The sequence below is a fragment of the Aestuariivirga litoralis genome, from assembly GCF_015714715.1.
In the GTDB taxonomy this organism is placed as follows: domain Bacteria; phylum Pseudomonadota; class Alphaproteobacteria; order Rhizobiales; family Aestuariivirgaceae; genus Aestuariivirga; species Aestuariivirga litoralis_A.
This window is the reverse complement of record NZ_WAHS01000001.1, coordinates 1,578,548-1,602,748: the sequence shown is the minus strand read 5'-3', so window position 1 is coordinate 1,602,748 and position 24,201 is coordinate 1,578,548. Positions and strand designations below refer to the sequence as shown.

Below are 24,201 nucleotides of genomic sequence, written 5' to 3'. Positions count from 1 at the left end.
AAGAAAAGACCCGCCGCAAGGGCGGGTCTCGAGTTCACAGGTAAAATCAGTAACCCTTCGGCTTGGGCCAGGGCATGGTGAACTGGTCACCGCGCCGCACATACTTGTAGCGGTAGAAGTGGAACCACAGCGAAACCACCAGATAGAACACTGTCATCGCCGTCAACTGCGCGCCATAGCCCAGGAAGATCGCGAAATAGGTGATCACGCAGAGGACGAAGAGCACGATGGCCGGGATCGGGTGGAACGGGTGAGTGTAACCGCGCCGGATTGAACCCAGGGGCCACTTGTTCCTGAACATCATGATGTTGATGCTCATGAACGTATATTGCAGCACGCCGGACAGGATCGAGAAGGTGATCGCCTGGTTCAGGTCCGAAATGAAGGCGAAGGCCAGCGCGATCGGCAGCAGGAACAGGATTGACCTATAGGGCGTGCGGTATTTCGGATGCACCGCCGAGAACCAGGTCGGCAAGTAACGATCACGGCCCAGGGAGAACCAGGCACGCGCGGCATCGTTGATGCAGCCATTGGCGGAAGCGATGGCAGAAAGCAGGGTGGCGAAGAACATCATGTTCTCCAGCAGTGGGCTGCCGGTAAGTTTGCCTGCATCCCAGAGCGGATAATAGGTGATGCCCAGATATTGCCACGGCATAAGGCTGGCGCAGACATACCAGGTCAAGGCGGCACCGATCAGCAGCGTGATCATGCCGGACATGGTGCCCAGCGGCAGCGCGCGCGCCGGCGAGCGCACTTCTTCTGCCGCCTGCGTCGTGCCTTCGATGCCGAGATAATACCAGATGCCGAAGTGGAACGCGGCGATCACACCCAGCCAGCCATAAGGCAGGGCGTTGTCAGTCGTGACCATTTCCCCGAGCTTCAACACAGTGCCCTGAGACCAGGGCATCACACTGAGGAACAGGATGACGATGGCCACATAGGCAAGTGCAGTGATGACGAAGTTCACATTGAGCGTCATCAGCACGCCGCGGTAATTCAACCAGGCCAGACCGACGATGGTCACGGCAAGGAAGGCATTATGCGTAAGCCCCTCGGTTCCAGCCTTCGCCACGATCGTGTCACCGACGAGAATCGCGTCGGAAACTTCGAGCATAGTGTAGGCAAAGACCAGATAGAGCGCCACGTTGAAAGCCATCAGCGGGCCAACGATGTGCTTGGCTTGTGCATATTGGCCACCGGCGGCGGCCACTGTCGAAGTCACTTCTGAGTCGATCATGGCGACCGACGTATAGAGAAGGCCGATTACCCAGCAGACGATGAGGGCAGCAAGCGTGCCGCCCTTGTCGGCCGAGAAATTCCAACCGGTATATTCACCGACGAGAACGATGCCGACGCCGAGCGCCCAAACCTGGGCGGGCCCCAGTACACGTGAGAGGGAAATTCTTTGCGGAGCCGATCCAGCTGTTGCCTGTGACATGTCCGTTCCCTCAGATCTTGTGCTTTTCGGATGCCGCTTCGATCTCGCCTTCGCGCGAGGATGTCAGCGTTTCTTCCGAATAGGTTGAGTCAATCTTGTACCAGTCATAGAGCATCCACAGTACGAGCACTGCAGACACCACCCAGCAAATATATGAAAGAGTCATCCACATGATTTGGCCCTCACTTCGTGTTGCCGAATTTCTCTTCGATCACATCGCGGTATTCTTTCGCGGATGCCCGGAAGAGAAAAATGAAATAGCCAAGAACCACTACGACCATGATCAGGAGCTGCGTCCAGTCGATGGAATAGTGGAAGTGATTCTGGATCACGTCATGGGCCGCAGCCGCATCGGCATAGCCCAGCTTCACCCATTGTTCGACTTGCGCAGGCGTCTGCTTCAGTGATTCCCAGGTCGGGTTGTCGATCTTGTCGATCGATTTGGAAACGCCGGCCCAGCCCATTTTCAGCGGCAGCCAGAGTGCCACGAAGATGGCGATGATCAGGCAAGCCACGTCAAATAGCTGCAGGATGCGAGGCTGTTCAGGGGGAGTGTATTTTGCCATGGATCAGGCCTTTCCCTGCTCGGAGGCATCGAGATGCTTGATGTCGAGGCCATAGATGAAATGCTTGTCTTCCGCGTAGTGGCGCACCATCGCGCTGATCGAAGCGGTATTGAAAATCAACACGGCCGCGGCGGCAAGAAGCGCTACGATCCTGACACCGCTATCGGGGATGTAGGGCCAGGACATGAAAAGTACGAAAAGAATGGCGATCCAGAGGAAGGCCACGAGGATCCACGCCGCCCGCACATCGGATCGGTACATGGCCTCAATACGGTCATCGAGGTCAGACATTTCATTTCCTCCGCAGTCCCGGCTATTGTCCCCGTCAGACCGGTCTGCCCATTTATTATTTTCTGCGAGGCAACTTTATTTGATGGCAGGAAATATCCACTGGAGCGCTTTGTCAAGGGCTGGTAAACAAAAGTGAAGGATATTCAATTGCGCAAAAATGAGGCAGACAACCGGAGCGCGTTCCAAAACCCGCATAAAGCGGACGAAGGACAGGGGCGTTACCTTGAGGAAGCCATTGGGCGCGAGGTCCGGCGCTACCGTGAAAAGGCCAATCTGACGATTGCTGATCTGGCGCGCTCGGCTGATTTGTCTGCCGGCATGTTGTCCAAAATTGAAAATGGTGCCACCTCAGCCTCGCTCGGAACGTTGCAGGCGTTGAGCAAGGCTCTGCAGGTTCCTTTCACGGCTTTGTTCAAATCCTATGAGGAAATCCGCGACGCCACTTTCGTCAAAGCCGGGCAGGGCCTCACCATTGAACGCCGCGGCACGCGCGCCGGGCACCAATATCAATTGCTGGGGCATACAACCCATGGCCCGGTGATGGTGGAGCCCTATCTCATCACCCTGCGCCACGAATCGGACGTCTTCCCCACCTTCCAGCATGCCGGCATGGAGTTCCTCTATATGCTGGAAGGCAATGTGCTTTACCGGCACGGCGAGAAAACCTACGATATGCATCCGGGTGATGCTCTTTTCTTTGATGCCGAGGCACCGCATGGGCCGGAAGAGATGCGCAAGCTGCCGGCGCGCTATCTCTCCATTATCAGCTATCGCCGGGACGAATAGCAGACATTCCTTTCGTGAAATAAATGTTCCTGTCAGTTGACGGGGTCTTTTGCACTGCTATCATGGGGTCAGACCAAGAGGTGACCCCATGTGTGGAATTGTCGGACTTTACCTGAAGAATCCCAAGCTGAAGCCCAAGCTGGGCAAGATGTTCAAACCCATGATCTTGGAGATGACCAGGCGCGGGCCGGACTCCGCCGGCGTGGCCATCTACCGCGATCCGGTGAAGAAAGCCGAGACCAAGTTTTCGCTCGCCCATGACGATGCCGCCTTTGACTGGAAGAAGCTGGGTGCGGCCCTCGGCAAAGCGCTGAAGAGCACGGTGAAGACCGAGAAAATCGGCAATCACTGCATCCTGATCACGTCCGCGAAAGAGGAAGCAGTCACTCAATGGCTCAGCCAAAATCATCCGGCAGTGCGCGTGGTTGGCTCCGGCCACACGATTGAGATTTTCAAGGAAGTAGGCCTTCCGGCTAATGTCTATGAAAAGTTTGAACTGGATAGCGCCTCGGGCACGCATATGATCGGTCATACGCGCATGGCCACCGAAAGCGCCGTCACCACCGCAGGCTCGCATCCCTTCGCCACCGGCGCTGATCTTTGCCTCGTGCACAACGGCTCGCTCTCCAATCACAATCGGCTGCGCGAGAACCTGAAAAAGGTTGGCATGAAGTTCCAGACCGAGAACGACACCGAAGTGGCGGCTGCCTACATGACGCACAAACTACGCTCAGGCGCGACACTGAAAGAAGCAATGCAGGACAGCCTGAAGGATCTCGATGGCTTCTTCACTTTCCTGGTTGGCACGCAGGATGGCTTTGCCGTGGTGCGCGATCCCATCGCCTGCAAGCATGCGGTGATCGCCGAAACCGATGACTGGGTGGCGATGGCCACCGAATACAGCGCCATTGCGCATCTTCCCGGTGCCGACAAGGCGAAGATCTGGGAACCTGAGCCCAGCACCGTTTACGTGTGGGGCGGCGAGGGGAAGGCGGCAGCATGAACCTGCACGAACTTGACCTCGGCAAGATTGGCGTGCGCGGTATCAATGCCGCACTTCAGGCCCTGCCGCTCAACACCAACGAAAAACACTGGGTGGTGCAGAACCCGATGGGCCAGCATTCGATCGCGGTGGGCTTGCAAGCGCCCGTGCAAATCGATGTGCGCGGCCATGTCGGTTTCTATTGCGGCGGCATGAACAAGGATGCGCAGATCACCATTCACGGCCATGCCGGTGTCGGCGTGGCGGAAAACATGATGTCCGGCCTCGTCTGGATCAAGGGCAATGCCTCTGAATCAGCCGGTGCCACTGGCAATGGCGGGCTTCTGGTGATTGATGGCGATGCCTCGTCACGCTGCGGCATTTCGATGAAGGGCATCGATATCGTGGTGGGCGGCAATGTCGGCCACATGTCGGCCTTCATGGCGCAGCGCGGCAACCTTGTTGTCTGCGGCGATGCTGGTGAAGCGCTTGGAGACTCGATTTACGAAGCGCGGCTCTATGTGAAGGGCAAGGCGCCCAATCTGGGTGCAGACTGTATCGAGAAGGAAGTGCGCGCGGAGCATCTGGAAGATCTGGCCAAGCTTCTGGAACGCGCAGGGCGCAAGGACCGCCCGCAGGATTTCCGCCGCTACGGTTCCGCCCGCAAGCTTTACACCTTCAACGTCGATCACGCCGACTCTTACTGAGAGCCATCATGGACCCTAACGTTCCACGCACACTGCCCCGCAAGTCGGCCACTTTCGACGATCACACTTTGTCGGAAATTCGCCGTGCAGCCACCACCGGCATCTATGACATCCGCGGCGCCGGCGCTAAGCGCAAGCTGCCCAGCCTCGATGATCTTTTGTTCCTCGGCGCATCGATCTCACGTTACCCGCTGGAAGGCTACCGCGAAAAATGCGGCACCGACGTTGTGCTGGGTTCGCGCTTTGCCAAGAAGCCATTGGAACTCAAAATTCCGATCACCATTGCCGGCATGAGCTTTGGCTCGCTCTCCGCCAATGCCAAGGAAGCACTGGGCCGTGGCGCATCAGCAGCCGGCACCTCCACGACAACGGGCGATGGCGGCATGACGCCAGAAGAACGCGGCCAGTCCCGCCATCTTGTCTATCAATATCTGCCGTCGCGCTACGGCATGAATCCCGATGATCTGCGCAAGGCCGATGCCATTGAAGTGGTGGTGGGCCAGGGTGCCAAGCCGGGCGGCGGCGGCATGCTGCTGGGCCAGAAGATTTCGGACCGCGTGGCCGCGATGCGTTGCCTGCCCAAGGGCATCGACCAGCGCTCGGCTTCGCGTCATCCGGATTGGACCGGGCCTGATGATCTTGAAATCAAGATTCAGGAACTGCGTGAAATCACCGCTTGGGAAAAGCCGATCTATGTGAAGGTCGGTGGTTCGCGCCCCTATTACGACACGGCGCTGGCTGTAAAGGCGGGTGCGGATGTGGTCGTGGTTGACGGCATGCAGGGCGGCACGGCGGCGACACAGGAAGTCTTCATCGAACATGTCGGCATGCCCACGCTCGCTTGTATTCGCCCTGCCGTGCGCGCGCTGCAGGAATTGAACATGCACCGCAAGGTGCAGCTCATCGTGTCGGGCGGAATCCGCAATGGCGCTGATGTGGCCAAGGCCTTGGCTTTGGGTGCAGATGCTGTGTCAATCGGTACCGCAGCATTGGTGGCGCTGGGTGACAATGACCCGCATTATGAAGATGAATACCAGAAGCTCGGTTCCACCGCCGGTGCCTATGACGACTGGCACGAAGGCCGCGATCCCGCGGGCATCACCACCCAGGACCCCGAGCTGATGAAGCGGCTTGATCCGGTCAAGGCTGGCAAGCGCCTTTATAACTATCTCAAGGTGCTGACGCTGGAAGCGCAGACCATCGCGCGCGCTAACGGTAAATCGCATGTGCATAATCTGGAGCCCGAAGACCTTTGCGCGCTTACTATCGAAGCTGCGGCCATGGCGGGTGTTCCACTGGCCGGCACCAGCTGGATTCCGGGACAGGGAAATTACTAATTCGCACCAACGACAATAATAAGAGAGGGAACTATGGCGACTGATCTTGAGGCCTATGCCAAGAAAAACGGGGTTAAGTTTTTCCTGTTCAACTACACGGATCTTTTCGGCACGCAGCGTGCCAAGCTGGTGCCTGCCGAAGCGGTGAAGAAGATGCAGAAGGCCGGTGCCGGTTTTGCCGGCTTTGCCACCTGGCTCGATCAGACGCCCGCCCATCCTGATATTCTCGTCATGCCCGATCCTGAATCAGTGATCCAATTGCCCTGGCGGCCAGAAGTGGCCTGGATGGCCGGCGATCCGTGGATGGAAGGAAAGCCGCTCGCACAAGCCCCGCGCCATGTACTGAAGACAGCCTCCGCTGCGGCTGCCGCGAAGAACATGACCTTGATGGTGGGCTGCGAACCGGAATTCCATCTGATCAATGCCGACGGCTCCGCCGTTTCCGATGCGCGCGATGCGCAGGAGAAACCCTGTTACGACCAGTCCGCCATCATGCGCCGGCTGGATGTGATCGGCGAAATCTGCACAATCATGAACACGCTAGGCTGGGGGCCGTATCAGAACGACCATGAAGACGCCAACGGCCAGTTCGAGATCAACTGGAACTTCAATGAAGCTGTGACCACGGCGGACCAGCTGGCCTTCTTCAAATTCATGGTGAAGTCGATTGCCGAAAAGCACGGCATGCGCGCCACCTTCATGCCGAAGCCTTTCATCAATCTCACCGGCAATGGTTGCCATGCGCATATTTCAGTGTGGGACAAGGCGCGCAAGAACAACCTGTTCGAAGATGACAAGGATGAAAAGGGCCTCTCACCTTTGGCCTATCAGTTCATTGGTGGCCTGATCGAGCACGCAGATTCACTGGTGGCGATCACCAATCCCACGGTGAACTCTTATAAACGCATTAACGCACCGCGCACGCTTTCTGGCGCCACCTGGTCGCCCAACACGGTGACCTATGGGGGCAACAACCGCACCCATATGGTGCGCATCCCCGATGCGGGCCGCATCGAGTTCCGCCTGCCCGATCCATCAGCCAATCCCTATCTCATGCTCACCGGCATCCTGGCCTGCGGCATGGATGGCATCGATCGCAAGCTTGATCCGGGCAAGCGCCTGGACATCGACATGTATACGCAAGGCCACACGGTCAAGAACGCCAAGAAGCTGCCGCTCAATCTGCTGGACGCTTTGCGCAATCTGGAAAAGAGCACGGTGATCCGCAGGGCTTTTGGCGACGAAGCCTTTGATGGCTACTTGAAGCTCAGGCACAATGAGTGGAATCAATATTGCCGCCACCTCACCCAGTGGGAACGCGACACAACATTGGACTGCTAGTTGAAATATTCAGTCTTTTCTCTGCTGCGCCAATCTCTGACGGGCCACAAGAACTGGCCTGCGGCCTGGCGCGACCCTGCACCCAAGCCTGCCTATGACATCGTGATCGTGGGCGGTGGTGGCCATGGCTTGGCCACCGCCTACTACCTCGCCAAGGAACACGGGCTGAAGAATATTGCGGTGCTGGAAAAAGGCTGGCTGGGCTCGGGCAATATCGGCCGCAACACCACCATCATCCGATCCAACTACATGCTGCCCGGCAACAACCCGTTCTACGAATTGTCGATGAAACTGTGGGAAGGGCTGGAGCAGGATTTCAATTTCAACGCCATGGTCTCGCAGCGCGGCGTGCTCAACCTCTGTCATACCGATCCGCAGCGCGATGCCTTCGCAAGGCGCGGCAACGCCATGCGCATCGATGGCGTGGATGCGGAGCTGCTGGACCGCGAGGCGGTGCGCGAAATGTATCCGTTCTTCGACTACGACAACGCCCGCTTTCCCATAAAGGGTGGCCTGCTGCAAAGGCGCGGCGGCACAGTGCGCCACGATGCGGTGGCCTGGGGTTACGCCCGCGGGGCTGATTTGCGCGGCGTGGACATCATCCAAAATTGTGAAGTCACCGGCATCAAGACTGTCGGCGGCAAGGTGACTGGCGTTGAAACCTCGAAAGGCTTCATCGGCTGTACCAAGTTGGCTCTGGCGGCGGCGGGCAATACATCCGTCGTCGCGTCTAAAGCGGGCCTGCGGTTGCCCATCGAAAGCCATGTGCTGCAGGCTTTTGTGTCGGAAGGCTTGAAGCCGTTCATTGATGGCGTGGTTACCTTCGGTGCGGGGCATTTCTATGTGTCGCAATCCGACAAGGGCGGGCTTGTCTTCGGCGGCGATCTGGATGGATATAATTCTTACGCGCAGCGCGGCAATTTGCCGATGGTCGAGCATGTGGTGGAAGCCGGTGTTGCGATGATCCCCGCACTGTCGCGCATCCGGCTGCTGCGGTCTTGGGGCGGGGTGATGGACATGTCGATGGATGGCTCGCCGATCATAGATCACACGCCTGTCTCGGGCCTCTATCTGAACGCCGGCTGGTGCTATGGCGGCTTCAAGGCCACGCCGGCCTCTGGCTTCTGCTACGCGCATCTGATCGCCAAGGGTGAGCCACATCCAAAAGCCACGGCCTTCCGACTGGACCGTTTCCGTCGCGGTTACCAGATGGACGAAAAAGGGCAGGGCGCCACGCCCAATTTGCATTGAGGATGCCATGCTGATCACCTGCCCCCATTGCGGCACGCGCCCGGTCGAGGAGTTCACCTTCCTCGGCGACGCGAAACCTGTGCGCCCCACCAGCAATGATCCAGCTTCGATGGATCAATGGTTCGACTATGTGTACTTGCGCGACAATCCTCGCGGCGCGTTTGAAGAATATGTGCATCACTCAGGCGGCTGCCGGTCCTGGCTCGTCGTCTCGCGCGATACCGTCACGCATGGGATCAAGAGCACGGTGATGGCCGGCGCCTATAAGAGGAAGCGCGGATGACCAGCTTCCGTCTCAGCAAGGGTGGCCTGATCGACCGTAGCAAGCCGGTGGGCTTCAGTTTCGATGGCAAGCCTCAATCGGGCTTTGCCGGCGACACGCTCGCCTCCGCCTTGATCGCCAATGGCCAGCATCTGATGGCGCGCTCGTTCAAATATCATCGCCCGCGCGGTGTGATTTCGGCGGGAAGTTCCGAACCCAATGCCCTGGTTGAGTTGCGCGAAGGCGGCCGCAAGGAAGCCAACACCCGCGCCACGATGGTTGAGCTGTTCGAGGGGCTGACAGCGAAAAGCCAGAACCGCTGGCCATCGCTGGAATTCGATGTGATGTCGGTCACATCGCTGGCCTCCTTCATGTTCGTGGCCGGATTTTACTACAAGACCTTCATGTGGCCAAAGAGCTTCTGGGAAAAGATTTATGAGCCGCTGATCCGCCGCTCGGCGGGCCTCGGAAGGGCCAGCCACGAAGGTGATCCCGACACGTACGAAAAAGCCTATGCGCATTGTGATCTGCTGGTGATCGGCGCAGGCCCATCGGGCCTCATGGCAGCACTCGCTGCTGCGCGTTCCGGCGCACGTGTCATCTTGGCCGATGAACAATTCAAACTCGGCGGTTCACTGCTGTTTGAAAATGAAGAGATTGATGGCAAACCGGGCCGCGAATGGGCCGGTAGTGTGATCGCCGAGCTGACATCCCTGCCCAATGTCACGCTGATGCGCCGCACGACGGTGTTCGGTTGGTATGACGGCAATGTGTTCGGCGCAGTCGAACGGGTGAATGACCATGTGGCGGTGCCTCCGCCCTTCCAGCCCCGCCAGCGCTATTGGCGCATCTTTGCCGCCAAGGCCGTTCTGGCAGCAGGTGCGGAAGAACGGCCGCTGGTATTTGGTGGAAATGATGTTCCAGGTGTGATGCTGGCTTCCGCCATGCGTCACTATGCCAACCGCTTTGCCGTCAGCGCCGGCCGCAGCATTGCGGTCTTTGGCAACAACAGTTCGATTTCGCGCACGGTGGCCGACATGAAGGCGCATGGCGTGAACATTGCGGCAGTGCTCGATCCGAAGTCGGCGCGCATCGTGGATATCAAAGGTGGCAAGGGCGTGAGGGCGATCAAGCTCAGCGACGGCCACACATTGCCTTGTGATGCCGTCGCCATGTCTGGCGGCTGGAGCCCGGTCGTCAATCTCATGTGCCATCGCGGCGCCAAGCCGGTGTGGAACGAAAAGCTCGCCGCCTTCACCCCGCCGGATGTAGGTGCGCAATTCGTGGCAATTGGTGCCGCCAAGGGATCGATGCTGCTTTCGGAGGCGCTGCGCGAAGGAGCAGCGGCAGGAACTTTGAAAGGCCGCTTTTCTGCCGCGCCCAAATGCAATGACAGCGCCTATGAAATCACACCCTTCTGGTGGGTAGCAGAGAGTACGGGCAAGGCGTTTGTTGATTACCAGAACGACGCCACGGCCAAGGACATCGGCCTTGCGTCGCGCGAAGGTTACAAAGATATCGAACTCACCAAGCGCTACACCACCACCGGCATGGCCACCGACCAGGGCAAGCTGGGCAATGTGAATGCCATTGCGCTTCTCGCTGAAGCAACCGGAAAATCGATTGCCCAGGTGGGCACCACCACCTTCCGCCCCTTCTACACGCCGGTGTCCTTCGGTGCGCTGGCTGGTGCATCGGTAGGCCATCATTTCCAGCCGGTGCGCAAAACGCCGCTGCATGAATGGGCGGCGGAACTCGGCGCAGAGTTTGTTGAGACGGGCCTCTGGATGCGCTCGTCCTGGTTCCCGAAGGTGGGTGAGGATTGGCTGGCTGCCGCCTCGCGTGAAGTGCTCGCCACGCGTGCTGGTGTGGGCATCTGCGATGTCTCGACACTGGGCAAGATTGACATTCAGGGCAAGGATGCCGGTGCGTTTCTGGACAGACTTTATTGCAACACCTTCTCGACGCTCAGCGTTGGCAAGGCGCGCTATGGCCTGATGCTGCGTGAAGACGGCATTGTATTTGATGACGGTACAACCTCCCGTCTCGCCGAAGATCATTTCCTGATGACCACCACGACCGCCAATGCGGCGCGTGTCATGTCCAACATCGAATTTGCCCATCAAGCGCTTTGGCCGGAGCTTGACGTCACCTACACCTCCGTCACTGAGCAATGGGCGCAAGTGGCCGTGGCGGGGCCGAAGTCACGCGCCACCCTGCAAAAAATTGTTGATAGGATTGAGCTCAATGATGAGACCGTTCCCTATCTGGCGGCAAAAGAGATCAACGTACTCGGTGGCATTCCGGCTCGCCTGTTCCGCATCTCGTTTTCGGGCGAGCATGCCTATGAGCTCGCTGTGCCGGCTGACTATGGCAACATGCTGGGCCGTGCCCTCATGCATGCGGGTGCGGAATTTGGTGCCGTACCTTACGGCATTGAGGCCCTCTCCATCATGCGCGTCGAAAAGGGCCATGTGGCGGGTGGCGAACTGAACGGCACCACCACGGCGGGTGATCTGGGCCTAGGCAAGATGATGTCGCAGAAAAAGGATTATATTGGCCGCATGATGGCCACGCGTGAGGGCCTGGTGGCCGCGGATAGGCAAAGCATCGTCGGCATTCGCGCGGCTGACGGATCAACTCGCCTGCGGGCCGGTGCCCATCTGCTGACCTTGGGTACATCGCCCTCGATGGCGGCGGACCAAGGCTATATCACTTCGGTGGCATGGTCCCCGATGCTGGGTCAATGGGTCGGCCTGGCGTTGCTGTCCTGTGGCCGAACGCGCATCGGTGAAACGGTGCAGGTATTCGATGGCCTGCGCAATCTTCCGATGAAGGCGGTGATCTGCGAACCGATGCATTTTGATCCGGAGAATGCGAGGTTGCATGCCTGACCATCGCTCACTTGAACTCAGGAGCCTTGCACGGCAGGGCCGCTTTGGTGCGAGCATCGGCGAAGCTGGCGTCTCCCTTGAACTCCTTCATCCTGTTTCACTGGTGCAGGTGCTGGTCCGCAAGGGCGGTGCTAAGGTGGTTGAGACTGGCTTGGCAAGGTTCAAGACTGCGCGCGTGATGCAGGCAGGCCCTGGCCAGTATTATGTGCAGGCTGAAGGCAAGGCTGAGAGTGCGCTCTCCGCCGAGTTGAAGAAAATACTGGGCACATCAGCCTCCATCGTCGATCAAAGTCACGGCCGCGTGGTGATCAGGATTAGCGGAACAAAGGCCCGTGTCATGCTGGCCAAAGGGATGCCGCTCGATCTGCATCCGGATGTCTTCGCAGTGGGCCAGTCCGCGCAAACACAGATGGCGCATGTGGGTATTCACGTCACCCGCACAGCGAAAGATGAATTCGAGATTTCAGTCTTCCGTGGTTTTTCCGAAAGCCTGTGGGAGTGGCTCTGCACGGCTTCCGCGGAATTCGGATATCTGGTGCGTTAGAAGAACGCTTTCTGTGCATGCCCTTTCAAGGTTCAGCCTTTCCAACACCGCCGTGCCGTTTGATCCCCCATACATTGAGTTCTTCACTGATGGCGGATTAATCGCTGGTCGATCATCGCCGCCCGCATCGCATTGCGGTGGCGCAGATCAAGCGGCTCATCATGGATCGGCTCATAAGTGGGCGTGTTGCGCACTATGGCAAACTCGTCAGCGGGTGCCGCACTTTCATCGGTGCGCCGGTTAGGCTGTTGTAGTCTTCACCCGTTGTCCTTGGCGCGTAGACCAAGATTTTCTGAGAGCAAAATCTCGATGCGGATTTCCTCTTGCGAGGCGATGGGCAAGCGGTTGTCGCATCTGGCGCGCAACACACGGATGGCGCTGCGCACGAGGTGGCCGGGATTTTGCGCAATCACCGCGTCAAGTTGGCCTTCGACCAGAAGTTGCTCCGAAAAGGTCGTGCGTTCATGCGCGATGAGAACTTGCTTCTGCGGGTGCGGCGCATGGGCGATGGCTTCCAGCGAGAGGCGCGCTTCCGAACTCAGAATGTAGGCGCCGATGATGCTGGGGTGGTTCGCATAGGCGCCCTTGATCACCATCTTGGTGCGCTCCGCATCGCCATAGGTTTCAATCGAGGGCAGGGTTTTGAGATGGGGATAGTCACGGGTGATGACCAGATCAAAACCGTGCCGCCGCTCCAGACTGTCGCGCGCCTTCATGGTTTCGGTGACCACCAGGATTTCACCTGCGCGCCCGCCGCAGAACCGCCCCATCAACCGGCCCGCCGTGGCACCGGCAGCACTATTGTCGAGCCCCACGAAATCCAGATCATTCACACCGGGCTGGCCTGAGACAAACAGCACCACTTGCACATCACGTTCTCTCAGGCGCGTGATCGCATCGCGCACCTGTGGTGATTCCGGTGCCATCAGCGCTATGCCATCCACCTTGTCGCCGTTGATGGTGGAGAGCAGCTGTGAAATCTGGTGCGGATCGGTCTCAATATTCCGCCGGCACGAAATCTCAATGTGTTCCATCCGGAATGCGGCGCGCGCTTCCTCGACATGGGTGATCACCGTTTCCAGAAACTGGTCACCCGCTTTCGGCAACAGGAATTGAAAGCGATAGACTTTGCCCTTGGCCAGGTTGGCCGCCGAGAGGTTGCGCACAAAGCCCAGCTTATCGATCGCTTTGTTGACTGCATCGACAGCCGCGCGGCTGACGCGTGGGCGGCCATTCAGCACGCGGTCCACCGTGGCAAGGCTCACCCCTGCCGCTTTGGCGATGTCTCTGGTCGTTGGACGCATGCTCTTCATTTCTCAGGGATTCTGATCAAATGCAAGATTTGTGAGGCACGTGCCTCACTTTTCACTTGCCATGAGGTACGTGCCTCACATATGGTCACCTCGTCAACGAATTACAGCGGCACCAATGCCGCGAGAAAAAGGGAGATAAATCAATATGAAACGGAAATTTGCACTTTATTCTGCAGTGGCCGCCCTGGCTGCAGGAATCGGCACCGGCCAAGCCAAAGCTGACGATTTGACCCTTTGCTGGGCAGCATGGGATCCTGCAAACGCTCTTGTAGAACTCTCCAAGGACTTCGAAAAGGCATCTGGCAACAAGATGCATTTCGAATTCGTGCCATGGCCGAATTTCGCCGACCGCATGCTGAATGAGCTGAATTCAGGTGGCCATCTGTGCGACCTGATGATCGGTGACAGCCAGTGGATCGGTGGCGCCGCCGAAAACGGCCAGTACATCAAGCTCAATGACTTCTTTGATGCCAACAAGATCAAGATGGATGATTTCATCCCCGCCACCGTTGTCGGCTATGCCGAATGGCCGAAGAACACACCGAACTATTGGGCCTTGCCGGCCTTCGGTGACGTGGTGGGCTGGACCTACCGCAAGGATTGGTTCTCGAAGCCTGAACTGCAAAAGGAATTCAAGGAAAAGTACAAGCGCGATCTCGCCGTGCCGAAGTCTCTTGATGAGCTGAAAGATATTGCCACCTTCTTCCAGGGCCGCGAAATCGACGGCAAGAAAGTTTATGGTGCTGCCATCTATACCGAGCGCGGCTCGGAAGGCATTACCATGGGCGTCACCAACGCGCTCTATAATTACGGCTTCGAATACCAGAATCCGAACAAACCCTATGACCTGCAGGGTTTCGTGAACTCTCCCGACGCGGCCAAGGGCCTGGAATACTACAAGGCACTCTACGATTGCTGCGTACCGCCGGGTTCCTCCGATTGGTACATGTCGCAGAACATCGATGCCTATAAATCCGGCCAGGTCGCCATGCAGATGAACTTCGCCTTCATCTGGCCCGGCGTGAATGCCGATCCGAACGTTGGCGGTGATAAATCCGGTTATTTCCCCAACCCCGCCGGACCGAAGGGCCACTTCGCCCAATTGGGTGGCCAAGGTATTTCGGTCGTCGCCAACACCACACACAAGGATGCAGCGCTGACCTACATCAAGTGGTTCGCCCAACCTGAAGTGCAGAAGAAGTGGTGGTCAGTCGGCGGTTACTCGGCGCTGAAGGCGGTGGTTGACGATCCAAGCTTCGCAACCTCGCAGCCCTATGCGCAAACCTTCCTCGACAGCATGGCCATCGTGAAGGACTTCTGGGCAGAACCCTCCTACGCCCAGCTGCTCCTTGCGATGCAGAAGCGCGTTCACGACTATGTCGTGGCCGGCCATGGCACCGCGCAGGAAGCCCTTGATGGCCTCGTCGCTGATTGGACCAAGGTCTTCAAGGAAGAAGGCAAGATCTAAACTTCCGCCAATCCGCCTTAACACAATAATGGTGGCACGGAGCTTTCATGCTCCGTGCCGGCCTAGGCGCGACCGCATTCAGGGAATAGTATGAGCAGCGTGGGAATCGATAAACTGGCCGTAAGCACACCGCCGGAGATAGGCCGCCGCATCAGGGGCCTGTCGGACCGCGCGATTGCCTGGATCTTTGTGGCTCCCACCATTGTGCTGCTTCTGGCGATCAACATTTTCCCGCTGATCTGGACCATTAGGCTCAGCTTCACCAATTTCCGCGTCAACCGCCCGAACGAAGTGGTGAAATGGGTTGGCCTTGCGAATTACGAGAACATCCTCACCGACCCCGATGTCTGGCACACGATGCAGGCCACGGCGCACTTTCTGTTCTGGACTCTGTTTTTCCAGATATTGATCGGCTTCAGCCTGGCGTGGCTGATCAACCGCAAATTCAAAGGCAGTGATCTTTGGACGACGATCATCGTTCTGCCGATGATGCTGTCTCCCGCCGTGGTCGGCAATTTCTGGACATTTTTGTACCAGCCACAAATCGGTCTGTTCAACTATGCCGTGGCATTGGTCACCGGCGTTGATGCGTCGAGCTTCACCATGATTGGCAACGTGAACCTCGCACCCTGGGCCATCGTGATTGTGGACACCTGGATGTGGACGCCGTTTGTGATGTTGATCTGCCTCGCCGGCCTACGCTCCATTCCGGACTCGATCTATGAAGCCGCCGAATGCGACCGCGCCTCCAACTGGCGCCAGTTCTGGACCATCACCATTCCCATGGTATTGCCCTTCCTGATGCTGGCCGTGTTGTTCCGCGGCATCGAGAATTTCAAGATGTTCGATCTGGTCACGCTGCTCACTGGCGGCGGTCCGGGTGACACAACGCTTGTCACCTCCATCAACCTGAAGCGCGAAGCCTTCGAAAAATGGCGCACTGGTTACGCCTCGGCCTATGCCGTCATTCTCTTCGTCACGATTTACGGCCTCGCTTCCATCTATGTGAAGGCGCTCAACCGGGTGAAGCAAAGATGAGCAACACCGTCACCGATCCCACACCCACGCAAAAATGGTTCGCTGGCATTCTGGTCGCCATCTATGCCATCGTCACTCTGCTGCCGTTGCTATGGATCATCGCCACCGGCTTCAAGACGCCGGCTGACAGCATCGCCTATCCTCCCAAAGTCGCGTTCCAGCCCACGTTGGAAGGCTATGTAAATCTGTTCACCACCCGCACGCGTCAAACGCCGGAATTCATGGCCGCCAATCCACCGCACACTTGGTATGAGCGCATCGTCGCGCAATATGATATGTCCATTGTCGGGCCATCGCGCTTCGGCTCGCGCTTCCTGAATTCCATCATCATCGGCTTCGGCTCGACATTCCTGTCGGTGTTCCTCGGCACACTCGCGGCTTATGGCTTCTCGCGCTTCAAGGTGCCGCTGAAGGACGACCTCCTGTTCTTCATCCTATCCACGCGCATGATGCCACCAATTGCCGTGGCGATCCCGATCTTCCTAATGTACCGCGCCGTTGGCCTTTCCGACACGCATGCCGGCATGATCCTGCTCTACACGGCCGTGAATTTGTCGATGTCAGTGTGGCTGCTCAAAGGTTTCATCGATGAAATCCCGGTGGAATACGAGGAGGCAGCTCTCATCGATGGCTACACCCGCTTCCAGGCCTTCCGCAAAGTGGTTCTGCCGCAGGCTGCCACCGGCATCGCTTCCACCGCCATCTTCTGCCTGATCTTCGCCTGGAATGAATATGCCTTCGCCGTGCTGCTCACCTCGGGCCAGGCGCAGACGGCACCACCCTTCATCCCGACGATCATCGGTGTGGGCGGCCAGGATTGGCCGGCGGTCGCTGCAGGTGCCACACTGTTCCTGCTGCCGGTGATGATCTTCACCATTTTCCTGCGCAAGCATCTGCTGCGCGGCATTACCTTCGGAGCAGTTCGTAAATGACGCGCTTTCTCTTAGACATTGGCGGCTTCCGGCGCGGGGCTTGGGAAATGCTCGCCTCTATCCTGATTGCACTTGGCATCGTCATGCTGATGCAGCCCTGGGTAATGCTGGCTTATACCTATTCCTTCCTCGTCATCCTGATCGGCACGGTGAGCTTCATCGTCGCCACGAAATTCCGCGAGTAGGGCATGGCGCAAATCCGCATTGAAAATCTCAAGAAGGAATTCGGCTCTTTCACAGCCGTGCAGTCTTCGACTTTTACGATTGAGGACGGCGAGTTCTTCATGCTGCTCGGCCCCTCGGGTTGCGGCAAGACCACCACGCTGCGCATGATGGCGGGGCTTGAGCTTCCCACCTCCGGCCAGATCTTCATCGATGGCGAGGAAGTGGCACAGAAGCGCGCCAGCCAGCGCGACATCGCTTTCGTCTTCCAGATGTTTGCACTCTACCCGCATATGAATGTGCGCCGGAACATTGCGTATCCCTTGCGGAGCCAGGGTGTGGGCCGCGAGGAAGTTCAGAAGCGCGTGGCCGAAGTGGCCAGGATCCTCGACATCACCCACATTCTCGACAAGCCAGTGGGTGGGCTTTCCGGTGGTGACCGGCAGCGCGTGGCTTTGGGCCGCGCCATCGTGCGCCGTCCCAAGGCCTTCTTCATGGATGAACCGCTGGGCGCGCTTGATGCAGAGTTCCGTGAACATATGGCGGAAGAACTGCGCGCCCTGCACGACCGCATGCATGCCACCACGGTTTACGTCACGCATGACCAGCTTGAAGCGATGCAGATGGGCGACAAGATCGTGGTGATGAACCATGGCGTGGTCGAACAATTTGGCCGCCCGCAGGAAATCTATGATTGGCCATCCACCATGTTCGTGGCCAATTTCCTTGGTTCACCGCCGATGAATTTTCTCAACATGAATGGCACGCTTGCGCCGGGGGATTCTGACATCATGTTGTCTGGCAGCAAGGTCGCGGTACCGGCCTTGCGCGAGGGTGCGTCGGGCAAACTGGCCTTGGGCGTGCGGCCCGAGCACGTTTCTTTCGATGATGCATCGAAGCTGCGGGCCGAAGTGATCGGCGTTGAATATCTGGGCACCACCCAGATCATCACGCTCACCTCGCCGCATGGAGACCTGAAGGCGCGGATGAGCTCAGCGAAGAAAGTTGGACTAGGGGAAAATGTCGGCCTCACGCTCGATCCGCGAAACATCACCATGTTCAGGCATGACGGAACCGCCAGCGTAGGCCGCGCCCTTGTTTCTGCCGGCAATGAAAAGGTGCTGCGCCATGGCTGAGATCAGGCTGGAAAATGTGTCCCGCAGCTTTGGCGCTACCAAGGCACTCAGCGATGTGTCGATGACGGTGCCGGATGGCAGCTTCGTTGTACTATTGGGGCCTACCGGTGCCGGCAAGACCACCATGCTGCGCATGGTTTCCGGCCTCAGCCTGCCGGACTCTGGTGAAGTCTTTTTCGGTGGCCACAGCGTCACTAAACTGGAACCGGCACAGCGCAATGTTGCGATGGTGTTTCAGCAATACTCTCTTTATCCGCATCTCACTGTGCGTGAAAACCTGGCTTTCCCGCTGAAGTCACCATTACTTAAAACGTCCAGGAGTGAAATTGAGCGCCATGTTTCGGAAGTGGCCGAAGTCCTTCAGATCAGCCACAAGCTGGACAACAAGGCCACCAAGCTCTCGGGCGGTGAAATGCAACGTGTCTCCATCGGCCGCGCACTGGTGCGCAATCCGTCCGTCTTCCTGATGGACGAGCCGCTGTCTTCGCTCGACGCAAAACTCCGCGCCGATTTGCGCCTGGAATTGAAGCGCATCCAGTCAGACCGTGGCGCCACCTTCCTGTATGTCACCCATGATCAGGTGGAAGCCATGACCATGGCCACACATGTGGGCGTTCTCGATCACGGTGCGCTGGTGCAATTTGGCTCACCGCGCGAAATCTACGAAAATCCCGTCTCAGTCTATGCTGCAAGCCGCCTCGGCCAGCCGCGCATCAACCTGTTGCCTGCCGATCTGTTTGGCCGGGCGCCTGGTGGTGCGAAGACCATCGGTCTACGGCCCGAGCAAATTCACCAGGGGGAGGGGTTCGAAAGCACGGTCAAGCGCGTCGAGCGCCTGGGCGACCAGACACGCCTGCATCTCAGCCTGCTGAATCACGACATCATCACCGTCACTGAAGCGCACACGCCACTGCGCACCGGCGACAAGGTGAAGGTGAAACCAGAACGTCCCTTCTATTTCGATGCCGCCGGTGCGCGCATCCACGAGTGAGAAAGCCATGACCCAATTCATCAACAAGCGGGAAGACATCGTTGCCGAAGCCATCGATGGGTTGGTGGCGGCCAGTGGCGGCAAGCTGGCGCGGCTGGATGGTTATCCACATATTCGCGTCGTGGTGCGGGCCGATTGGAACAAGTCGAAAGTCGCCATCGTCTCGGGCGGTGGTGCGGGCCATGAACCCGCCCATGCGGGCTTTGTCGGCAAGGGCATGTTGACGGCAGCCGTGTGTGGTGATGTCTTCGCCAGCCCTTCGGTTGATGCGGTGCTCGCTGGCATTCTCGCGGTGACCGGCCCGGCGGGCTGCCTCCTCGTGGTGAAGAACTACACGGGCGACCGCTTGAATTTCGGCCTTGCCGCAGAGCGCGCGCGCGCCTTCGGTTTGAATGTGCGTGTGGTGATTGTCGACGACGATATTGCTTTGCCGGATTTGCCGCAGGCCCGTGGCCTCGCCGGCACATTGTTTGTGCATAAGATCGCCGGCGCTCTCGCCGAAAATGGCGCGGATCTGGCAACCGTGAGTGCTGCGGCAGAGCGTGTCATTGCCGGCACACATTCCATCGGCATGTCGCTTGACACCTGCACCATTCCAGGCGCGCCGAAGGAAAGCCGCATCCCGCATGGCAAGGCTGAACTGGGCCTCGGCATTCATGGTGAGGCCGGTGTCAATCAGGTGGATTATCTGGATGCGCGCGGCGCCATGGCCATGGTGGCGGAAAAGCTTTCGCATTACATGATCAAGGGTAAGAAGCACGTGGTGCTGCTCAACAATCTCGGCGGCGCGTCGGTCCTGGAATCCATGGTGCTGGCGCGCGAGCTTTCGCACTCCGCCATAGCGGACCGCGCCGGATTCATCGTCGGTCCCGCTTCCATGATGACCTCGCTCGACATGCGTGGTTTTTCCGTGTCGGTCTATGCCGCCAATGAAGAAGATATCGCAGCATTGAAAGCGCCGGTCTCTCTCTCGGCATGGCCCGGCATTCACGAACTTTCCGCTCCGAAAATTCGCGATCTTCCCGATGGCCTGAAACCCATCCGGCCGCTGGCTTCACCGCATGCCCCCACGCGCGATTTCATCACCCGGTGCTGCCAGATTCTGATTGCAGCGGAGGCCGATCTCAACGCACTCGATGCCAAAGCCGGTGATGGCGATACTGGCTCTACCCTGGCCACCGCTGCACGCGCGCTGATCACTGCGCTGGATGATTTGCCGCTGGCTGATCACACGCAATTGCTGCGCGCCATCGGCCTTGAACTGAGCCAGACCATGGGCGGCTCGTCTGGCGTCCTGCTGGCCATCTTCTTTTCCGCCGCAGGCGATGCAACTTCGTCCGGCATGTCGCTCACTGATGCATTGAAGGCGGGCCTCAACCGCATGCAGGAAATTGGTGGCGCTCAGCCGGGGGATCGCACCATGGTGGATGCGCTGGTTCCGGCTCTTGCCGCGCTATCGTCTGGTAGCATTGCGGGTGCCGCGTCGGCAGCGCGCCAGGGTGCTTCACACACTGCTTCAATCGCGCGCGCAAAAGCTGGCCGCTCCGCCTATATCAGCGCCGAACATTTGCTGGGCCATGTTGATCCCGGCGCCGAAGCTGTGGCGCGCCTTTTCGAACATTTGGCAGCAGACTAGCGCGACGATTGAGGTTCAGATTTAATTTGCAATCCGCTCATTTCGTTTTAGAACGAAAGGCGAACATGACAACTTACACAATTGCAAAAACTTCAGATCTTGAGCGACGCAGCCAAGTATGATGCGTCTTGCGCATCAAGCGGAACAACCAAGAGAAATTCCTCAGGTGGCGGACTTGGCTCCACCGAAGGGCGCGGCATCTGCCACGCCTATGCGCCGGATGGGCGCTGCATTTCGCTTCTCAAAATCCTGATGACAAATTTTTGTACTTTTGATTGCGCCTTTTGCATCAACCGCGCGTCCAGCAATGTGGAGCGGGCGCGTTTTTCGGTGGAGGAGGTTGTATCTCTCACCATAGAATTTTACCGCCGCAACTATATTGAGGGCCTGTTCCTCTCATCCGGGATTATCAAGTCTCCCGACAAGACGATGGAAGACATGGTACGCATCGTTAAAACGCTGCGGATCGACCGCGCTTTCAAAGGCTACATCCATTTAAAAGCCATTCCAGGCGCCTCGCCAAAGCTGGTGGAGGAGGCCGGCCTCTATGTGGACCGTCTTTCCGTCAATATCGAATTGCCCAGCGATCAGTCGCTGCAGAATTTCGCTCCTGAAAAAGATGCCGTGGAGATCAAAAAGGCTATGGCGGATATCAAGGGCAGTATCGCGTCGGCCTCGGAAAAAACGCTGCAGACCAAAAGATCGAAGACCTTCGCGCCGGCCGGGCAGAGCACGCAGATGATTGTCGGAGCCGATGCCTCCAACGATACATTGATCCTGCAACGCTCTGCTTCGCTTTATTCCGGCTACGGCTTGCGGCGTGTTTATTATTCGGCCTTCAGCCCCATTCCGGATTCGTCCAAAGCATTACCCCTGATCAAACCGCCGCTCATGCGTGAGCACCGGCTTTATCAGGCGGACTGGCTCATGCGATTTTACGATTTTAGGTTTGATGAAGTGGCGAGCGCCACCAAAGACGGCATGCTGGATCTGGAGGTTGATCCCAAACTCGCCTGGGCGCTTGGCAATCGCGGACGCTTCCCCGTGGATGTCAACCGCGCGGCGCGCGAAGTGCTGCTGCGCGTTCCCGGCTTCGGCACGCGGACAGTAGAGCGGATTCTCAGCGCCAGGGTCATCAAATCGCTGGCCTATGATGATCTCGCGCGCCTGGGCGCCGTGATGAAAAAGGCCAAACCGTTCATTAGCGCCAGAGGATGGTCACCGCGCATGCTGGACGAGGAAGGCCTGCGCAGCCGTTTCGTGGCAAGCCAGCAGTTATCGCTCCTGTGACACATCAGGTAGTCATTCCGGTTTTCGGTGCTTTCGAAGCGTGGCGCGAAAAGGCGCGCTTGTTGGCGCTGAATGGTGTCAGCCCTGCTGATATTCAGTGGTGCCGGAAAGCAGGGGTGTCAGATCTTTTTGAGGCTAAGAGAAACATCGTTCAAAACCCTTCCGGCAGCCTCAAGGTGCCACGGGACTTTTTGGGCCTCGCCGAGGAGGTGGTCTGCAGCGCCGACATGGCTGCGTTTTCTTTGCTCTACCGTGTTCTGCTGCGGCTGCAGGATGATTGCACATTTCTATCCAACCCTGCGGACGGCGACGTCCACGCGTTGAGCAAGATTGACGTCAGCGTTCCTCAGGAATGTCCGGCTGACGTATTTCTCGTTGCGCCGGACCTGGGCTCACTACCTGCCGGAGGGGAGTTTGACAATTGCCGCCACTCGTGTGCACTCCCTTTCGAAACCGAGTGCAATGCGTGCGCAAAGAGAGGTGGAAATCGGAAGAAACGTGTGCGAATTGATCGAAAAACAGCGCACACATTTTACTTTTGTTCACTTGGAAAACATGGATAAAATACTGAATTGCAAGGATAAAACCTTCGCCATAGCACCCATGATGGATTGGACCGACCGGCACTGCCGTGTCTTCCACCGGGTGCTGACGCGCAGTGCTGTGCTCTATACCGAGATGGTCACGGCGCAGGCGGTTATTCATGGCAACCGTGAAAAGCTGGTGGGTTTTGACAAGGTCGAACACCCGGTGGTGCTGCAGCTGGGTGGTAGCGATCCTGCGCTGCTGGCCGAGGCTTGCCGCATCGGTGAGGGCTTTGGCTATGATGCCATCAACCTCAATGTCGGTTGCCCGTCAGACCGCGTGCAGGGTGGCCATTTCGGCGCCTGCCTGATGGCGGAGCCGCAATTGGTCGCCGATTGCTTCACCGCGATGCAAGCGGCGGTGAAAATCCCCATCACCATCAAATGCCGCATCGGCATCGATGACCAGGACGAAGAAACGGCACTGGATGAATTTGTGCGCGTGGTGTCGGCTGCGGGCTGCAAGACCTTTATCATTCATGCCCGCAAGGCATGGCTGCAGGGCCTGTCGCCGAAGGAAAACCGTGAAATTCCACCTCTGAATTATGACCGCGTATATCGGCTGAAAGCCGCCAATCCGCATCTGAACATCAGCCTCAATGGTGGCCTGCAAAATGTGGAGCAGGGCCTACCGCATATTGAAATGCTGGATGGCATCATGCTCGGCCGCGCCGCCTATCACACGCCGTGGGATCTCACCAATGTGGATGCGGTGTTCAGTGCCACGCCCGCAACAATCACTTCCCGCCGCGAAGCGGTGGAAGCGATGCTGCCTTACATTTCGCGCCACATTGCCACTGGCGCACCGTTGCATCACGTCACGCGCCACATGCTGGGGCTTTATCACGCGCAGGCCGGCGGCCGTTTCTGGCGGCAGGTGCTCACTGTCGAAGGCTCGAAATATGGCGCAGGGCTAAACGTGCTGCATCAGGCGCTGGCCGTGGTGGAAGAGCAAGCTGCGCGACTGGCTGCGGCTTAAACTTCTGAACCGTTGCGCGCCGCCATGCGGCCCGCGCGTCCGCCACGCCGCGTCTTGCGCTGGGTGAGGGTGTTCAGGCGCTCCGGCAGATCGAGAACAATCTTGTGCCGTTCATCCGGGCTCATGCCCAGCCAGCGGCCGATTTCCAGCCGGGTGCGCCCGCAGCCGATGCACAGCTGGGTTTCAGGGTCCACCACGCACACCTTCACACACGGTGTTTCAATCTGGTCGCGTAGAATCTGGTCCATGGCCTATTGAACCAAAATTGCGGCT

25 protein-coding genes are annotated in these 24,201 nt (G+C 58.2%); 19 read left to right on the top strand and 6 right to left on the bottom strand.

What is annotated here, in order from left to right; translation table 11 throughout:
- Window positions 1–46: 46 nt before the first annotated feature.
- From F8B91_RS08235 to F8B91_RS08220, 4 genes are read right to left on the bottom strand one after another with little or no spacing between them, the layout of a single operon-like run.
- Window positions 47–1,438: an APC family permease gene (locus F8B91_RS08235; RefSeq protein WP_196503231.1), complete on the bottom strand. Its 1,392-nt coding sequence runs from the start codon at window positions 1,436–1,438 to the stop codon at window positions 47–49.
- Between the two features lie 10 nt (window positions 1,439–1,448).
- Complete coding sequence (locus tag F8B91_RS08230) at window positions 1,449–1,610, bottom strand: hypothetical protein (protein ID WP_196503230.1); 162 nt, start codon at window positions 1,608–1,610, stop codon at window positions 1,449–1,451.
- Between the two features lie 10 nt (window positions 1,611–1,620).
- Window positions 1,621–2,004 (bottom strand): hypothetical protein, encoded by a 384-nt coding sequence (locus F8B91_RS08225; protein WP_196503229.1) that lies wholly within the window; start codon window positions 2,002–2,004, stop codon window positions 1,621–1,623.
- A 3-nt stretch (window positions 2,005–2,007) separates the two neighbouring features.
- On the bottom strand, window positions 2,008–2,295 hold the full coding sequence (locus F8B91_RS08220; protein WP_196503228.1) for a hypothetical protein: 288 nt from the start codon (window positions 2,293–2,295) through the stop codon (window positions 2,008–2,010).
- Between the two features lie 147 nt (window positions 2,296–2,442).
- On the opposite strand from F8B91_RS08220, the gene F8B91_RS08215 reads away from it, so the two are divergent.
- The 9 genes from F8B91_RS08215 to F8B91_RS08175 all read left to right on the top strand — a co-directional run bounded on the left by F8B91_RS08215 (window position 2,443) and on the right by F8B91_RS08175 (window position 12,399).
- Window positions 2,443–3,081 (top strand): XRE family transcriptional regulator, encoded by a 639-nt coding sequence (locus tag F8B91_RS08215; protein WP_210324341.1) that lies wholly within the window; start codon window positions 2,443–2,445, stop codon window positions 3,079–3,081.
- An 88-nt stretch (window positions 3,082–3,169) separates the two neighbouring features.
- Window positions 3,170–4,084: a class II glutamine amidotransferase gene (locus tag F8B91_RS08210; protein ID WP_196503226.1), complete on the top strand. Its 915-nt coding sequence runs from the start codon at window positions 3,170–3,172 to the stop codon at window positions 4,082–4,084.
- The gene (locus tag F8B91_RS08205; protein WP_196503225.1) at window positions 4,081–4,770 is read left to right on the top strand and encodes a protein GlxC; all 690 of its coding nucleotides are present in this window, start codon (window positions 4,081–4,083) and stop codon (window positions 4,768–4,770) included. Before F8B91_RS08210 ends, F8B91_RS08205 begins: the two co-directional genes overlap by 4 nt.
- Window positions 4,771–4,778: 8 nt before the next feature.
- The gene (locus tag F8B91_RS08200; RefSeq protein ID WP_196503224.1) at window positions 4,779–6,107 is read left to right on the top strand and encodes an FMN-binding glutamate synthase family protein; all 1,329 of its coding nucleotides are present in this window, start codon (window positions 4,779–4,781) and stop codon (window positions 6,105–6,107) included.
- 33 nt (window positions 6,108–6,140) lie between these two features.
- Window positions 6,141–7,448, top strand: coding sequence for a type III glutamate--ammonia ligase (glnT, locus tag F8B91_RS08195; protein WP_196503223.1), 1,308 nt, complete (start codon window positions 6,141–6,143; stop codon window positions 7,446–7,448).
- Entirely contained in the window at window positions 7,449–8,699 is a 1,251-nt protein-coding gene (locus F8B91_RS08190) for a sarcosine oxidase subunit beta family protein (protein ID WP_196503222.1), read from the top strand.
- A 7-nt stretch (window positions 8,700–8,706) separates the two neighbouring features.
- On the top strand, window positions 8,707–8,982 hold the full coding sequence (locus F8B91_RS08185) for a sarcosine oxidase subunit delta (RefSeq protein WP_196503221.1): 276 nt from the start codon (window positions 8,707–8,709) through the stop codon (window positions 8,980–8,982).
- Window positions 8,979–11,855 (top strand): sarcosine oxidase subunit alpha family protein, encoded by a 2,877-nt coding sequence (locus F8B91_RS08180; RefSeq protein WP_196503220.1) that lies wholly within the window; start codon window positions 8,979–8,981, stop codon window positions 11,853–11,855. The genes F8B91_RS08185 and F8B91_RS08180 overlap by 4 nt, the downstream gene beginning before the upstream one ends.
- Window positions 11,848–12,399 (top strand): sarcosine oxidase subunit gamma, encoded by a 552-nt coding sequence (locus F8B91_RS08175; protein ID WP_196503219.1) that lies wholly within the window; start codon window positions 11,848–11,850, stop codon window positions 12,397–12,399. Before F8B91_RS08180 ends, F8B91_RS08175 begins: the two co-directional genes overlap by 8 nt.
- 257 nt (window positions 12,400–12,656) lie before the next feature.
- Here F8B91_RS08175 and F8B91_RS08170 read toward each other — a convergent pair whose 3' ends face one another.
- The gene (locus F8B91_RS08170; RefSeq protein ID WP_196503218.1) at window positions 12,657–13,703 is read right to left on the bottom strand and encodes a LacI family DNA-binding transcriptional regulator; all 1,047 of its coding nucleotides are present in this window, start codon (window positions 13,701–13,703) and stop codon (window positions 12,657–12,659) included.
- Between the two features lie 154 nt (window positions 13,704–13,857).
- Between F8B91_RS08170 and F8B91_RS08165 the strand changes: the two genes are divergently transcribed.
- From F8B91_RS08165 to dusA, 10 genes are all read left to right on the top strand, one after another.
- On the top strand, window positions 13,858–15,180 hold the full coding sequence (locus F8B91_RS08165; RefSeq protein ID WP_196503217.1) for an ABC transporter substrate-binding protein: 1,323 nt from the start codon (window positions 13,858–13,860) through the stop codon (window positions 15,178–15,180).
- A gap of 90 nt (window positions 15,181–15,270) precedes the next feature.
- Window positions 15,271–16,218, top strand: a complete 948-nt coding sequence (locus tag F8B91_RS08160; RefSeq protein WP_196503216.1) for a carbohydrate ABC transporter permease — start codon at window positions 15,271–15,273, stop codon at window positions 16,216–16,218.
- Window positions 16,215–17,150 (top strand): carbohydrate ABC transporter permease, encoded by a 936-nt coding sequence (locus F8B91_RS08155; protein ID WP_196503215.1) that lies wholly within the window; start codon window positions 16,215–16,217, stop codon window positions 17,148–17,150. Before F8B91_RS08160 ends, F8B91_RS08155 begins: the two co-directional genes overlap by 4 nt.
- Entirely contained in the window at window positions 17,147–17,335 is a 189-nt protein-coding gene (locus tag F8B91_RS08150; protein ID WP_196503214.1) for a hypothetical protein, read from the top strand. Before F8B91_RS08155 ends, F8B91_RS08150 begins: the two co-directional genes overlap by 4 nt.
- A gap of 3 nt (window positions 17,336–17,338) precedes the next feature.
- Window positions 17,339–18,448: an ABC transporter ATP-binding protein gene (locus tag F8B91_RS08145; protein WP_196503213.1), complete on the top strand. Its 1,110-nt coding sequence runs from the start codon at window positions 17,339–17,341 to the stop codon at window positions 18,446–18,448.
- The gene (locus tag F8B91_RS08140) at window positions 18,441–19,439 is read left to right on the top strand and encodes an ABC transporter ATP-binding protein (protein WP_196503212.1); all 999 of its coding nucleotides are present in this window, start codon (window positions 18,441–18,443) and stop codon (window positions 19,437–19,439) included. The genes F8B91_RS08145 and F8B91_RS08140 overlap by 8 nt, the downstream gene beginning before the upstream one ends.
- Window positions 19,440–19,446: 7 nt before the next feature.
- Complete coding sequence (locus F8B91_RS08135) at window positions 19,447–21,075, top strand: dihydroxyacetone kinase subunit DhaK (RefSeq protein WP_196503211.1); 1,629 nt, start codon at window positions 19,447–19,449, stop codon at window positions 21,073–21,075.
- Window positions 21,076–21,156: 81 nt separating this feature from the next.
- A complete protein-coding gene (locus F8B91_RS08130; protein ID WP_196503210.1) occupies window positions 21,157–22,365 on the top strand; it encodes a putative DNA modification/repair radical SAM protein in 1,209 nt (402 codons plus the stop codon).
- Window positions 22,362–22,928 carry a hypothetical protein gene (locus F8B91_RS08125; protein ID WP_196503209.1) on the top strand — a complete coding sequence of 189 codons (567 nt, stop codon included), beginning with the start codon at window positions 22,362–22,364 and terminating at the stop codon, window positions 22,926–22,928. The genes F8B91_RS08130 and F8B91_RS08125 overlap by 4 nt, the downstream gene beginning before the upstream one ends.
- On the top strand, window positions 22,921–23,928 hold the full coding sequence (gene dusA / locus F8B91_RS08120; RefSeq protein ID WP_196503208.1) for a tRNA dihydrouridine(20/20a) synthase DusA: 1,008 nt from the start codon (window positions 22,921–22,923) through the stop codon (window positions 23,926–23,928). Before F8B91_RS08125 ends, dusA begins: the two co-directional genes overlap by 8 nt.
- On the opposite strand, the gene F8B91_RS08115 is transcribed toward dusA, so the two are convergent.
- The gene (locus F8B91_RS08115; protein ID WP_210324340.1) at window positions 23,925–24,176 is read right to left on the bottom strand and encodes a DUF1289 domain-containing protein; all 252 of its coding nucleotides are present in this window, start codon (window positions 24,174–24,176) and stop codon (window positions 23,925–23,927) included. The genes dusA and F8B91_RS08115 overlap by 4 nt on opposite strands.
- Between the last annotated feature and the right edge of the window lie 25 nt (window positions 24,177–24,201).